Annotated in this window: 11 protein-coding genes and 1 pseudogene; all 12 read left to right on the top strand. The window is 32.2% G+C overall.

Features of this window, described 5'->3' with window-relative positions; all coding sequences use genetic code 11:
- The first annotated feature begins 24 nt into the window (after positions 1-24).
- The 12 genes and pseudogenes from ADIWIN_RS16660 to ADIWIN_RS16715 all read left to right on the top strand — a co-directional run bounded on the left by ADIWIN_RS16660 (position 25) and on the right by ADIWIN_RS16715 (position 13,959).
- Positions 25-1,437 carry a trypsin-like peptidase domain-containing protein gene (locus ADIWIN_RS16660; protein ID WP_020896034.1) on the top strand — a complete coding sequence of 471 codons (1,413 nt, stop codon included), beginning with the start codon at positions 25-27 and terminating at the stop codon, positions 1,435-1,437.
- 138 nt (positions 1,438-1,575) lie between these two features.
- Positions 1,576-3,025 (top strand): annotated as a pseudogene (locus ADIWIN_RS16665) (glyceraldehyde-3-phosphate dehydrogenase).
- A 268-nt stretch (positions 3,026-3,293) separates the two neighbouring features.
- The gene (locus ADIWIN_RS16670) at positions 3,294-3,902 is read left to right on the top strand and encodes a hypothetical protein (RefSeq protein WP_020896037.1); all 609 of its coding nucleotides are present in this window, start codon (positions 3,294-3,296) and stop codon (positions 3,900-3,902) included.
- A gap of 235 nt (positions 3,903-4,137) precedes the next feature.
- Positions 4,138-4,815, top strand: a complete 678-nt coding sequence (gene trmD, locus ADIWIN_RS16675; protein WP_020896038.1) for a tRNA (guanosine(37)-N1)-methyltransferase TrmD — start codon at positions 4,138-4,140, stop codon at positions 4,813-4,815.
- 12 nt (positions 4,816-4,827) lie between these two features.
- The gene (locus ADIWIN_RS20415; RefSeq protein WP_020896039.1) at positions 4,828-5,133 is read left to right on the top strand and encodes a hypothetical protein; all 306 of its coding nucleotides are present in this window, start codon (positions 4,828-4,830) and stop codon (positions 5,131-5,133) included.
- A 187-nt stretch (positions 5,134-5,320) separates the two neighbouring features.
- Entirely contained in the window at positions 5,321-5,671 is a 351-nt protein-coding gene (rplS, locus tag ADIWIN_RS16685) for a 50S ribosomal protein L19 (protein ID WP_020896040.1), read from the top strand.
- A gap of 796 nt (positions 5,672-6,467) precedes the next feature.
- Positions 6,468-7,043 (top strand): pentapeptide repeat-containing protein, encoded by a 576-nt coding sequence (locus tag ADIWIN_RS16690; RefSeq protein ID WP_020896041.1) that lies wholly within the window; start codon positions 6,468-6,470, stop codon positions 7,041-7,043.
- A 145-nt stretch (positions 7,044-7,188) separates the two neighbouring features.
- Positions 7,189-9,411 (top strand): NADP-dependent isocitrate dehydrogenase, encoded by a 2,223-nt coding sequence (locus ADIWIN_RS16695; protein ID WP_020896042.1) that lies wholly within the window; start codon positions 7,189-7,191, stop codon positions 9,409-9,411.
- Positions 9,412-9,595: 184 nt separating this feature from the next.
- Positions 9,596-11,932: a TonB-dependent receptor gene (locus ADIWIN_RS16700; protein WP_020896043.1), complete on the top strand. Its 2,337-nt coding sequence runs from the start codon at positions 9,596-9,598 to the stop codon at positions 11,930-11,932.
- Positions 11,933-11,935: 3 nt separating this feature from the next.
- The gene (locus tag ADIWIN_RS16705; protein WP_040757644.1) at positions 11,936-12,751 is read left to right on the top strand and encodes a DUF4249 family protein; all 816 of its coding nucleotides are present in this window, start codon (positions 11,936-11,938) and stop codon (positions 12,749-12,751) included.
- Between the two features lie 202 nt (positions 12,752-12,953).
- Positions 12,954-13,769, top strand: a complete 816-nt coding sequence (gene murQ / locus ADIWIN_RS16710) for an N-acetylmuramic acid 6-phosphate etherase (protein ID WP_020896045.1) — start codon at positions 12,954-12,956, stop codon at positions 13,767-13,769.
- Positions 13,753-13,959: a DUF6095 family protein gene (locus ADIWIN_RS16715; protein WP_020896046.1), complete on the top strand. Its 207-nt coding sequence runs from the start codon at positions 13,753-13,755 to the stop codon at positions 13,957-13,959. Before murQ ends, ADIWIN_RS16715 begins: the two co-directional genes overlap by 17 nt.
- Positions 13,960-14,387 lie beyond the last annotated feature (428 nt).

The following is a 14,387-nucleotide window of genomic DNA, read 5'->3' on the forward strand; positions in this document are numbered from 1 at the left end:
TAGTTAAACTTAAATCTGAAAATTATGAAGAAGATAATAACATTGGTGTTTGTTTCTGCATTAGGTGGTCTATTGACTTTGGGTGGTTACAAACTTTTTGTTGAGAATGAAACACAATCTGTAGCTGTTGAACAGTCGTCTGAATTCCCCATGTTTGTTCCTGCAAGTAATACCGTTAATACCCTAAACAATACGACTACATTAGCTCCTAATTTTGTTGAAGCCGCTGATAAGTCTATACACTCTGTTGTGCATGTAAAAAACACGGCAATTGTAAATGCACCAACAAATATGCGCGATTATTTTTATGGTCGTAGTTCTCAACGTGCCCAAATTGGTACTGGTAGTGGCGTCATTATTTCTCCCACAGGTTATATTGTTACCAATAACCATGTTATTAAAAATGCAAACGAAATCAGCATTACTTTAAATAACAACAAATCGTACATGGCAGAATTGATTGGTACAGATGAAACTACAGATATTGCCTTACTAAAAATTGAAGCAAATGAAGATTTACCATTTATGGCATTTGGTGATTCTGATAATGCAAAAATTGGAGAGTGGGTTTTAGCCGTTGGTAATCCATTTAATCTTAACTCTACGGTTACAGCTGGTATTATTAGTGCAAAATCTAGAGATTTATCTGGTCAGAATATGCAATCGTTTATACAAACGGATGCTGCCGTAAATCCCGGTAATTCAGGTGGTGCTTTGGTTAACACTAATGGAGACCTAATAGGTATAAATACTGCTATTTCATCGCAAACGGGTTCTTATATAGGATACTCTTTTGCTGTGCCTAGTAATATTGCTCGTAAAATCGTGAATGATATAATGGAATATGGTAATGTTCAAAATGGTATTCTTGGTGTTACAGGTGGGGCTTTAAATAGTAGGGCTGCTAAAGAATTAGGAGTAAATTCAACAGAAGGATTTTACGTTAGTGAAGTACAGGAAGATACAGGTGCAGAAAAAGCAGGTATTCAATCTGGCGACATTATAAAAAAAATAGATAATGTAGAAATAAATAAATTCTCAGATTTAACAGGGTATTTAAAAACAAAGAGTCCGGATGATGTCGTTAATGTTACCTTACTTAGAGATGGTGATGAAGCAACACTTCCTGTGACCTTATTAAAACCAGCAATCTATACATTGCCAACAATTGGTCTTATAAAAAATGCTTCAGAAAAGGAATTAAAGCGTAACAAAACGGAATATGGAGTAAAAATTAATAAACTAGATGAAAATTATAAATCATCTTGGAATAAAAACGGAGTTGAAGAAGGTAGCATTATTACTAAAATTAACGGTAAGAAATTATATTCTATAGATGATGCTCAAGATGCCATAAAAATACGTGCTGTTAATGAACCACTTCAAATTGAGGTTATCAATAAGGAAGGTGAAAAAATGGTTTATCATTTTAGGTAAAAAACTTAAATTTAGTCCTTAAATTACCCTTCAAAGTCTATTTCTTTGAAGGGTTTTTATTTTCGACAAAAGGTGTTACGAAAACGTTTGAAATATATTACTTTTGCGCAAAATCTAAATCACTTAAACCAAGAAAACATGGGATTTAACGACACTTACGAAAAAGAGTTAGCGTTTCAAGCAGATCGTCGCAGAGCAACTGTAGAATTTATTAAAATTATCAGTGACTTATGGTACGATAAATCTATTGAATTGGTATTATTCAGAAACCAATTAATAGACAGAAATGTGAGCGAAATTCTAAACCTGCATGAGTATGCTGGAGAATTTGTTCAGAAACCTATTTCTATTTTCGATTCTGTTGAAATTGCGCAAGCTATTAGTACATTAAACTTACCTCCAGCCAAACTAGACATTGGGAAATTAACTTATGAATTCCATTTAGAAGATCAAAAATATGGCAATGCCACTGCTTTTGTTGCTTCTAAATTAGGCAATGCTAAAGACAATAAAGGTATAGAGCCAAAGGATGTGGTTCTATATGGATTTGGTAGAATTGGCCGTTTGGTAGCGCGTGAATTAATGACACGAACAGGAAAAGGTACACAACTAAGATTAAGAGCTATTGTTACACGAGGAGACATTACCGAAACCGTTTTAGAAAAACGTGCTTCATTGTTGAGAAATGATTCTGTACATGGTGATTTTTCAGGTATGGTAAATATAGATCTTAAAAACTCTGCTTTAATAATTAATGGGACAACCGTAAAAGTTATTTCTGCGAATGCACCAGAAGATATTGATTATACTGCATACGGAATTAATAACGCATTAGTTATTGACAATACTGGAGCATTTAGAGACAAAGCCGCCTTAAGCAGACACTTAGAATCAAAAGGTGTCGATAAAGTTATACTTACTGCACCAGGAAAAGGTATTCCTAATATTGTACATGGAGTTAATCATACAGAGTACAACCCAGATAAAGTTAAAATAGTCTCAGCAGCTTCTTGTACAACCAATGCCATTACACCTGTTCTAAAAGCTATAGAAGATTCTTTCGGGATTAAAACAGGACATTTAGAAACTATACACGCCTATACAAACGATCAGAATTTAGTCGATAATTTTCATAGTAAATACAGACGTGGTCGTGCAGCCGGATTAAATATGGTAATTACAGAAACCGGAGCTGGCCAAGCGGTTAGCAAAGCCATACCTGCTTTAGATGGTAAGCTGACATCTAATGCCATTAGAGTACCTGTTCCTAACGGCTCTTTAGCTATTCTTAATTTAGAATTAGAAAATGAGACGTCTGTAGAAAGCATAAATACTATTATGAAAAAATATGCGCTCGAAGGAGATTTGGTAGAACAAATTAAATATGAAATGAGTGACGAATTAGTCTCGAGTGATATTATCGGTAGCTCTGCACCTGCTATTTATGATAGTAAAGCAACCATTGTTAGAAAAGATGGAAAAAAATGCGATACTATATATATGGTACGATAATGAATATGGATATAGCCAACAGGTTATTAGACTCGCAAAATATATTTCTAAGGTAAGACGCTATGCTTATTATTAGATCGTTCTGAAAAAGGGAAAAATGAAAATCTTGTCTTTGGCAAGATTTTTTTGATTATTAGCGTTATGATTTATAGTGAATTAATAATGCAACAGGAATAAAACTAAGGATAGACTATAGTATTCAACATCTAAACTATAATTTCTACCGTATATTAAATGCCTTTCACTATTGAAAGGCTATTTGTTTGATAATTTGTTTATGATATCCTCATAAAATTATTATCTTGGCAACCAATTAATCTAACACAACCAAAATTACCTCTAAGATGAAATTCTTAACAAAAGTTACTGTAATTCTTTTAGTTGCATTTAGTTTTCAAACAACTATCGCACAAACCGATAACGACGACGACGAGAAATTATCTCTTAATAGTGGTACAATTGATAATCAATTTGAATTTGTAATTAGACGCTCTAATAGTTGGCAAGATTACAAAACCGTTAAGAAAACATGGCTTTATGCGCTAAAAGCGCATACGCTTGATTCTCTTAAAGCAGTGCATAAAGATTTAGTAGACACACAAGCGATTGTTGATAAGCAAGTTGGTGAAATAGAAAGCTTAAAAAGTAATCTATCCAATACAGAATCAACCTTGAATGCTACGAATAATGAAAAAGATAACATCTCATTATTTGGTATCCAAACCAATAAAGCAAGTTACAAAGTTTTAATGTGGGGTATTATCGGCGGCCTTTTAGCTTTTTTATTATTCTTTATTTATAAATTTAAAGGCAGCAATTCTGCAACTCGCGAAGCAAAACACAAATTAGAAGAAGTAGAGTCAGAATTTGAGGAACACAGGCGTAATGCTTTAGAACGCGAGCAAAAAGTAAGACGTCAGTTACAAGACGAATTAAATAAACAGAAGTCTTAAACTACCTTATTTGTAATTAAAATATTGCAAAAAACACTTAGAAAAAACATACGTTTTAATACTATAAAAATCCGTAATTTTAATTCCGGATTTTTTTACGATTTGGTTTAAGCCCTTTTTTAAATCGCAAACACATTGGTACAAACGATATAAACAAGACGTAGAAACATCTACAAAAGACTATCCAAAAAATACATCAATTAAACATATCTTTGCAAACTTATAGATTGAAAATATGCGTATAGATATTATAACAGTATTACCCGAACTTTTAAAAAGTCCATTTGAAGCTTCTATTTTAAAACGAGCAATTGAAGCTGGTTTAGTAGAGGTCCATTTTCATAATTTAAGAGATTATGCAACGGGTGGCTATAAATCTGTAGACGACACACAGTTTGGTGGTGGCGCAGGAATGGTGATGTCTATAGCACCTATCGATAAGTGTATTTCGAAATTACAACAAGAACGTAATTACGACGAAATTATTTATATGACTCCTGATGGAGAGCAGCTTAATCAAAGCATTGCGAATCAAACATCCTTAAAAGAGAACATCATTATTTTATGTGGTCATTATAAAGGAGTCGATCAGCGCGTTCGTGATAGGTTTATTACACGCGAAATATCTATTGGAGATTACGTTTTATCTGGTGGAGAATTAGGAGCTGCTGTATTATGCGATGCTGTAATTCGATTAATTCCTGGTGTCTTAGGAAATGAAACCTCTGCCCTAACGGATTCTTTTCAAGATAACTTATTAGCACCTCCAATCTATACCAAGCCAAGAGAATACGACGGCATGAAAGTTCCTGAAGTATTATTCAGTGGAAACTTTGGTAAAATTGAAAAATGGAGAGAAGAACAAGCTTATAAGAGAACTAACGAAAGACGACCAGATTTACTTGAAGATTAAACCTGTTCTTTTATGAATAATTCCACAGAAATTCTTTTTACAGTAGGCCAAATTATTAATAGTTTATCAACTCTTATTCTATTAATTGCAGCAATTATTCTCTTTATAAAGAAGAAAACTCTAGCAACATGGCTAATTTTAATTGGCAATATTTTGGTTTTCATAACATATATAGGAAGTTTATTGCTTACTGCTTTCACTGGTAGCGCAAGTATAGACACCATATTAATGGTTCAAGGCTTTTCATTAATAGTTCAAAATTTATCGTATTCATTATTCGCTATAGGACTGATAATATTAGCATTAACAGAGTTTTAAAAATCTAAACCTTAAAAATTCAATACGTTTAAAGTAAAATTCAAGACCTAGAAATTAACGTAATAAAATTTCGCGGTCAAAGTATTGTTAATACACAAAAAAGTACTACTTTTGCAAACCAATTTAGACCAACCTCTGGCGAGAATCGTGAATGTTGCTTTGAATCAACTATTATAAATAAAATAAAATGAGTTCTTTAGTAAAATTTGTACAAGACGAATTTGTAGTCCGTAAAGACTTTCCAAAATTTGGTGCTGGTGATACGATCACAGTATATTACGAAATTAGAGAAGGTGAAAAAGTACGTACCCAGTTTTTTAGAGGTGTCGTATTACAACGTAAAGGAAGTGGATCTTCTGAAACGTTTACTATCCGTAAAATGTCAGGAACAATTGGTGTAGAGCGTATCTTCCCAGTTAACTTACCTGCTTTACAAAAAGTAGAAGTTAACAAGCGTGGTAAAGTACGTAGAGCTAGAATTTTCTACTTTAGAGGTCTTACTGGTAAGAAAGCAAGAATCAAAGAAGTTAGAAGATAATTCCAACTTATATATTACTATAAAAAGCCTTCTGATAAAGAAGGCTTTTTTGGTTATTAACATTTGTTGATAACCTAAGTTCATAAACTGTTGACATCTAAAATGTTAAAAAACATAGAAATTCGAATTTTTTGTTTAATTTAGTAAAACAATTAATAACAAACATTGTTTGGTTTTGAATTATATTTCAAATTAATGTTAAATTGTTACTAGAGATTAGTTCTTTATGTATTGAGGTAGTTTTTTGAGGTTGCTTTGCAACTTGTGTTAGCACAAGTGCTTGTAAAACGATCATGAAGCTTTATTAATCTAACACACCATGTTGTAGGTTAAGTTTGTAAAGTGAAAAGCTCTGAAGAAGTAGTGGAATCGAAAGTGAACACGAAAAGGATGAGCAATGTTTTAGGCCTAACATTCATTAATTTGAAGATTATAGGAAAAACATCAAGAAAAACAACCTAAGAAACAAAGTAATATCAGGTCAATAAATTTTGAAAGATATGAACTGTTTCGATTTGAAACGGAAACACTTGAACCGAAAAAGATGTTGACATTTGTCATACAGCTGAGTTAGTGGAAGCTAAATAGGCCACGTTAGTACCGTTTTCATGAAAGCCATGTCAGAGCAGTTTTACTGTAGTGATATGGCTTTTTGTTTTATATTATAATTAGCTCTTTATAATATAAATATTCCTATAACTGTAGGCATTAACTTGTAAAAATGATTCTATCGCCATTTAATGTAATTCGTAAAAATTCTATTTCTCAACACTAAATTCTTTCGTATTCTTGTAAAATGAATCTACCATTAATAGAAGAGCAACAATATAAAACGCAAGATTACATTACAAACTCACTACCTAAAGCGGAGTATACAGACTGTACATTTACCAATTGTAATTTTGAAAATTCAGACCTTTCTAATATTATCTTTTCTGAATGTGATTTTATAGATTGCAATTTTAGTAATGCCAATGTAGCGCATACCACACTTGACAATGTCACGTTTAAAGACTGTAAAATACTAGGAGTTTTATTTCAAAATTGCAATACTTTTTTACTGTCTTTCAAGTTCATAAACTGTACACTAAATTTAAGTAGTTTTTATCAATTAAAAATAAATCACACAACATTTACAAATTGCATAATGCATCAAGTTGATTTCACTGAAACTGAAGCAAAACATGTTGCCTTTAACGATTGTGATTTACATCAATCTATCTTTGACAGAACTAACATTGAACATTCTGACTTTATTTCAGGATATAATTTCAATATTAACCCTAATTTAAATCAAATTAAACACGCTTCTTTTTCAAAAGAAAACATTTCAGGTTTATTAGAGAGCTTTAATATTAAGATAAAAGATTAAATAAACAATTTAAGTGTTTATTTATCAATTTCTTAAAATTTGACGCTCTTTAGTATTAATCTTATACCGATAAAAATCAAACGTTTTCGTATATTCGCACAGCTCAATTTCGAGCAAAATATTATTCATTTTATTTACAAGACATATGACAAAAACAGCAAAGATTGTTTATACAAAAACGGATGAAGCACCAGCTTTAGCAACGCGTTCATTTTTACCGATTGTTGAAGCATTTACGAAGTCTTCAGGTATTGTTATAGAGACAAAAGACATATCATTAGCCGCTAGAATTTTAGCTGCATTTCCAGACTTTTTATCAGATGATCAAAAAGTATCCGATGCTTTAGCAGAATTAGGTGAATTAGTAAAAAAACCAGAAGCTAATATTATAAAATTACCAAATATCAGTGCTTCAGTGCCACAACTTATTGCTGCGATTGAAGAATTACAAGCTAAAGGATTTAAGATTCCGAGTTACCCTGAGGAAGCGAAGGATGATGCAGAAAAGGAAATTAAGTTACGTTACGATAAAATTAAAGGTAGTGCTGTTAACCCGGTTTTAAGAGAAGGGAATTCAGATAGACGCGCACCTAAAGCCGTTAAGAATTACGCTAAGAAAAACCCTCACAGTATGGGAGCTTGGTCACCTAATTCTAAAACACATGTTTCAACCATGTCTAAAGGAGATTTTGCTCATAATGAGAAATCTGTAACTTTAGATGAAGCTACTTCTATAAACATTGTACATACCGATGCAAAAGGTAATAAAACAAACTTAAAAAGTGATTTAGCTTTATTACAAGGAGAAATTATCGATGCTACAATAATGAGCAAAAAAGCTTTACTTGAGTTCTTGGAAGAACAAGTAGAAGATGCTTTAGATAAAAGTGTATTGTTTTCATTGCATATGAAAGCGACAATGATGAAGGTTTCTGACCCTATTATTTTTGGTCATGCCGTCCGTATCTTCTTTAAAGATTTATTTGATAAGCATGGAAAAACATTCGATAAAATTGGTGTTGATGTCAATAATGGATTTGGTAATTTATTAGAAAAATTAAGCGAACTTCCAGAAGAAAAGCGTGATGCAATTAGAGCAGATATTCGTTATGAATTAACGCATGGAGCAGATGTTGCAATGGTGAATTCTGAAAGAGGAATTACAAATCTTCATGTGCCTAGTGATGTTATTGTTGATGCATCTATGCCCGCAATGATTAGAACATCTGGTCAGATGTGGAATGCAGAAGGAAAACTACAAGATACAAAAGCCGTAATTCCAGATAGTAGTTATGCTGGTGTATACAGCGCAACTATTGATTTCTGTAAAAAGAATGGTGCTTTTGATCCTACAACAATGGGAACAGTTCCTAACGTAGGACTTATGGCTCAAAAAGCTGAAGAATACGGATCTCACGATAAAACTTTTGAAATAGCTTCAAAAGGAAAAGTTGAAGTTATCGATGCTAATGGTAAAGTATTATTAACTCATAAAGTTGAAGCTGGTGATATTTGGAGAATGTGCCAAGCTAAGGATGCACCTATTCAAGACTGGGTAAAACTTGCCGTAACTAGAGCAAGAGCTTCAGAAACACCTACTGTATTTTGGTTAGATAAGAAAAGAGCACATGATGCAGAATTAATAAAAAAGGTAAATACTTATCTTAAAGATCATGATACTGAAGGTTTAGATATCAGAATTCTTTCGCTAGTTGATGCAACTAACTTCACATTAAAACGTCTAAAAGAAGGAAAAGATACCATTTCTGTAACAGGAAATGTACTTAGAGATTATTTAACTGATTTATTTCCAATTTTAGAAGTTGGTACAAGTGCCAAAATGTTATCTATTGTTCCTTTAATGAATGGTGGTGGTTTGTTTGAAACTGGAGCTGGTGGATCTGCACCTAAGCACGTTCAACAATTTCTTGCAGAAGACCATTTACGTTGGGATTCTTTAGGTGAATTTTTAGCATTAGCCGTTTCTTTAGAGCATTTTGCTGTTGTTAACGCTAATGAAAAAGCTAGAATTTTAGGAGAAACGTTAGATGATGCTTCAGATAAATTATTAGAAAATAAAAAAGGACCTTCGAGAAATGTCAATGAATTAGACAACAGAGGAAGTCATTTCTATTTGGCTTTATATTGGGCAGAAGCTATCGCAAACCAATCTAAAGATGCTGATTTGAAGGCGGAATTTAATACAATATTTAATGCATTATCGTCAAATGAAGAAGCTATTGTAAAAGAGTTAATTGATTGCCAAGGAGAATCTGTAAATATTGACGGTTATTACCTTCCTAATGAAGAATTAATTTCGAATGCAATGCGTCCAAGTGCGATATTAAATTCAATCATAAATTCGTAACTAGCAGTATATAATGTTATGTTAAAAAAGCTTCCTTCGGGAAGCTTTTTTATTCTTTTAAATTATTTTTAGTATTGTAAAACAAATAGGTGTCGCCTTCGTAAAGAATTAATACACCGTCAATCAAACCACATCACTCAGAACCTATGATATTGACTCTCAAAAGAATACTTTTTCTTTTTTATTGTGTCCTCTAGTACTTCAAGCTCAAGAAAACTTCACCCTAAGTGGAACAGTAGCAGATAACCAAAGTAATGAAACGCTTATCGGAGTGAACATTATTATTCCTGAGCAACAAACCGGAACTGTTACTAACGAGTATGGCTTCTACTCTATTACATTACCCGCAGGAACTTACGCTGTACAAATAAGTTATTTAGGTTTTAAAACCATTTCCGAAACCTTAGTACTTAACAGCAACCTTACGAAAAACTATAAACTTGATGAAACAGCAGAAAGCTTAGATGAAGTTATAGTTACTGAAGACGTTGAAAAATTAAACATAAAAAACCCACAGATGAGTGTGAATTCTTTATCTATAAAAACGATAAAGAATATGCCTGTTGTACTAGGCGAAGTTGATGTTATAAAATCAATAACACTTTTACCTGGAGTTACCAATGCTGGTGAAGGCTCTTCTGGTTTTAATGTTAGAGGTGGTGCAGCAGATCAAAACCTTATCCTTTTAGATGAAGCAACCATTTTTAATTCATCTCACCTTTTTGGTTTCTTTTCTGTTTTTAATCCTGATGCTATTAAAGATATAAAACTTTATAAAGGAGGGATCCCTGCTAAATATGGTGGTCGCGTGTCTTCTGTTTTAGATATTTATCAAAAAGAAGGGAACCGTAAATCTTTTCATATGAATGGAGGCATCGGACTAATTTCAAGTCGCTTATTAGCTGAAGGTCCTATAAAAAAAGACAAAGGATCCTTTTTAATTGGAGGTCGCAGCAGTTATGCCCATCTTTTCTTACCGCTTTTTGATTTAGATAATGTAGCTTATTTCTATGATTTAAATGCCAAGTTAAGCTACAACATTAATGATAATAACAATGTTTACTTATCAGGTTATTTTGGCCGTGATGTTTTTAAATTTTCTGACAACTTCGAAAATTCATTTGGAAACTCTGTTTTAAATTTCAGATGGAACCATCTTTATTCCGATAAGATATTTTCTAATTTATCTCTTATTTATTCAGACTATTATTATGGACTACAGATAGGCTTTGTTGGTTTTGATTGGGTTTCGGGCATACGAAACTTCAACCTTAAATACGATTTTAAACATTATATAAGTAACAATTTTAAGCTAGAATATGGTTTAAATAGTATGTATTATAAATTTAATCCAGGAGATATTAAACCTATAGATGATGAGTCTGGTATTAATCCATTTAAACTTATTGATAAATATGCCTTTGAAAATGCCATTTATATTGACGCTGAACATAAACTAAGCGATAAATTTTCGGTGAGTTATGGAGCGCGTTTAAGTATGTTTCACAGATTAGGCCAAGATGAACTAAATATATATGAAAATAATAGTCCTCTAAACTTCAATCCAGCACTTGGTATTTATGAGAAAGCGAATCCTATAGGAACAGATACGTTTAGTAAAAGTGATGTCATACAATCTTTTGCAAATCTTGAACCTCGATTAGCAATAGCTTATCAATTAAATGATAATTCATCTGTAAAGGCGAGCTATAATCGTATGAGTCAATATTTACATTTATTGTCTAATACAAGTTCACCGACACCTTTAGATGTTTGGACACCAAGTGGAAAATACATCAAACCACAATTATTAGATCAAATGGCTATTGGTTATTTTAAGTCATTTAATAATAATGCCTATTCTTTAGAAGTTGAAAGTTTTTATAAAACCATTCAAAATCGAATTGATTATGTAGATGGTGCAGATTTAATTGCCAACAACGCTATAGAACAAGTCATCCTTAATGGAGAAGGAAGAGCTTATGGTTTAGAGGTTCTTTTCAAAAAAAATGAAGGAAAATTTACAGGTTGGTTAGCATATACACTTTCAAAATCAGAACAAAGAACACCAGGAAGAACCGCTATCGAAACCGGAATTAATAACGGCCAATGGTACAACACACCATATGATAAAACCCACGATATTTCACTTACGGGAAGTTATGAGTTAAGCCAGAAATGGTCCTTTAGTTCTAATCTTATTTTTCAAACAGGGCAGCCAACAACCTATCCAAACGGACAATATCAATACAATGATATCACTATTCCTAATTATGAAGCTCGAAACTCAAGCAGGCTACCATCCTATCATCGTCTAGATTTAGCTGTAAATTATAACCCAAATCCAGAAAGCACCAAAAATTTTAAAGGTGAATGGGTATTCGGAATATACAATGTCTATAATCGAAAAAATGCTGCTAGCATCTCATTTAGCGAAAACAGAAACACAGGTGTCAACGAAGCTACACGTTTAGCTATTTTTGGTATCGTACCATCATTCTCTTATAATTTTAAATTTTAAATCATGAAAAGATTAATTTATATAGGTCTCTTGTTAACACTTTTCACCAATTGTGAAGATGTTATCGATGTTGATTTAAACACGGCAGAACCAAAATTAGTAATTGAAGCGTCCATAAATTATTTCAAAAATACAGCAGCAAACGAACAAAGCATAAAACTATCCTTGTCTGCTCCTTTTTTCGATGAAATTATTCCTCCTGCTAATGGAGCTTTAATTCAAATTTCAGATACTTCTGGTAATATTTTCAATTTTATAGAAGAAAATAATACCGGAATTTATAACAACAACAGTTTTATTCCTGTTATAGATGAAGTTTATACATTGGTAATTAATTACGAAGACGAAATTTATACAGCTACGGAAACGTTAACATCTGTTGTACCTATTGATTATGTTGAACAAAATAATGAAGGTGGTTTTTCTGGCGAGGACATAGAACTAAAAGCTTACTATAATGATCCTTTAGGAATTAATAATTACTATTTCTTCGAATTCATTAGTGATATTCCTGTAGTGCCAACGCTAGCCGTCTATGACGATACATTTACTGATGGTAACGAAATATTCGGCTTCTATACCGAAGAAGATTTAGAACCAGGAGATATCGTTACAATCAGAAATTATGGAGTTTCCAGTCAATTTTATGATTTTATGTTTATACTTCTCCAACAAGGAGGTGATTCTGGCGGTGGGCCTTTCGAAACTCAGCCCGCAACTATAAGAGGGAATTGTATTAATACAACAAACCCAGATAACTTTCCTTTTGGTTATTTTAGATTATCAGAAGTAGATGAACTTATTTACACTGTTGAGTAACCTATTATTTTGGGCATTACCCACTTATGGTGGGTCGCGTCATCCACTATATCTTTTTACGGACCTATAAGTTTCAATTAGCATTGATTAAAAATTAATAGCATCCTATTCCATAGTTACCATTTGTAGAATTTTGTAAAAAGGATGCCGTTACTACCGCTAATGCAACCTATCCGCCAAATTTATTTCTTACCTTTAAGGCATGACTTTTATAAAAACAACAGAGCAAGACTCTAACTATAATAATCTCGAAAACATGTCTGTTAAAAAGATTATAAATTCTATAAATAAAGAAGACCAAAGTGTTCCTTTAGCTGTAAAGAAAGCTTTACCCCAAATAGAAGCCCTTATTTCACAAGTGGTTAATAAATTGAATACAGGAGGACGACTTTTTTATATGGGTGCAGGTACAAGTGGAAGACTAGGTATTCTTGATGCCTCCGAATGTCCACCTACTTTCGGTGTTTCACATGATCTTGTTATTGGTATCATAGCTGGTGGTGATAATGCGATCAGAAAAGCAGTAGAAAATGCTGAAGATTCTACCACACAAGGTTGGAAAGACTTAGAAGCCTACCAAATTACAGAACAAGATATCGTTATAGGTATTGCTGCTTCAGGCACAACACCTTATGTTATTAGTGCTTTAGAAAAATGTAATTCTAAAAATATCATTACAGGCTGTATTACTTGTAATCATAACAGTCCGTTGTCTTTAACAGCTCAGTTTCCTATTGAAGTTATTGTAGGACCTGAATTCCTAACAGGAAGTTCTAGAATGAAAGCTGGTACTGCTCAAAAACTAGTTCTTAATATGATTACTACTACAGTAATGATTCAGCTAGGTAAAGTAAAAGGAAATAAAATGGTAGATATGCAGCTCAGTAATGAAAAATTAGTCAATAGAGCTGTAAATATGATCATGACTGAACTAAATATTTCAGAATCAGAAGCATCTATTTTATTAAGCAAATATAAAAACGTAAGAGATAGCATTACTCATGGACGAAGACAATAGAGAAGACAATAGAACAGACAGAGACATATTAGCTAAAGGATTAAAACGATTAGGAATTTGTTTAGGTCTAATGTTTGCTGGTCCAACATTATTACATTTAGCATTAGACAATAGTGAAAAGCCACTTTATATACCGCTTCTTATTATAGCCTTTATACTGTGTATTGGTGCTATTCTTTTTTGTTTTTAGGAATTAATACTATTTTGGATAGCATATTTAAAAAGAAAAAGTAAGTATTCAAAAATTTAAAATACTGTCTTTTATTATAATTAAGAAGAATCTACATTCTACTTAAGAGCAAAAGCTTTTCATCAAGAACTTCAAGAAAAAGCTCAGCATCTTTATCTATTTATAGCTTTTGAATTCAATAATTAAAATTAATACCTGCTACAGTCATTATCTAATTTCCAAAACACAATTATAAAGTTTCCTAAGAAGTATAATCTATTATATAGTAAACCGAACTCTCTAAACTCAATTTATATATTAATATGTATAAGTTATTCTAATCTCATACTTTAAAAGCATTTTACAAAATCACTATACTCAAGTGTTAAGCATTAGTTTTCTTTACATACTCAGCTTCACAAATTCAATTCCCCAAATATATTAAACAT

It is taken from the genome of Winogradskyella psychrotolerans RS-3 (genome assembly GCF_000427335.1).
Taxonomy (GTDB): Bacteria; Bacteroidota; Bacteroidia; order Flavobacteriales; family Flavobacteriaceae; genus Winogradskyella; species Winogradskyella psychrotolerans.

Excerpts from the sequence above, each read along its gene's own strand:
- ADIWIN_RS16670 (WP_020896037.1), top strand. The coding sequence starts at position 3,294 with ATGAAATTCTTAACAAAAGTTACTGTAATTCTTTTAGTTGCATTTAGT.
- ADIWIN_RS16715 (WP_020896046.1), top strand. The coding sequence starts at position 13,753 with ATGGACGAAGACAATAGAGAAGACAATAGAACAGACAGAGACATATTA.
- murQ (WP_020896045.1), top strand. The coding sequence starts at position 12,954 with ATGACTTTTATAAAAACAACAGAGCAAGACTCTAACTATAATAATCTC.
- ADIWIN_RS16660 (WP_020896034.1), top strand. The coding sequence starts at position 25 with ATGAAGAAGATAATAACATTGGTGTTTGTTTCTGCATTAGGTGGTCTA.
- ADIWIN_RS20415 (WP_020896039.1), top strand. The coding sequence starts at position 4,828 with ATGAATAATTCCACAGAAATTCTTTTTACAGTAGGCCAAATTATTAAT.
- ADIWIN_RS16695 (WP_020896042.1), top strand. The coding sequence starts at position 7,189 with ATGACAAAAACAGCAAAGATTGTTTATACAAAAACGGATGAAGCACCA.
- trmD (WP_020896038.1), top strand. The coding sequence starts at position 4,138 with ATGCGTATAGATATTATAACAGTATTACCCGAACTTTTAAAAAGTCCA.
- rplS (WP_020896040.1), top strand. The coding sequence starts at position 5,321 with ATGAGTTCTTTAGTAAAATTTGTACAAGACGAATTTGTAGTCCGTAAA.
- ADIWIN_RS16705 (WP_040757644.1), top strand. The coding sequence starts at position 11,936 with ATGAAAAGATTAATTTATATAGGTCTCTTGTTAACACTTTTCACCAAT.
- ADIWIN_RS16690 (WP_020896041.1), top strand. The coding sequence starts at position 6,468 with ATGAATCTACCATTAATAGAAGAGCAACAATATAAAACGCAAGATTAC.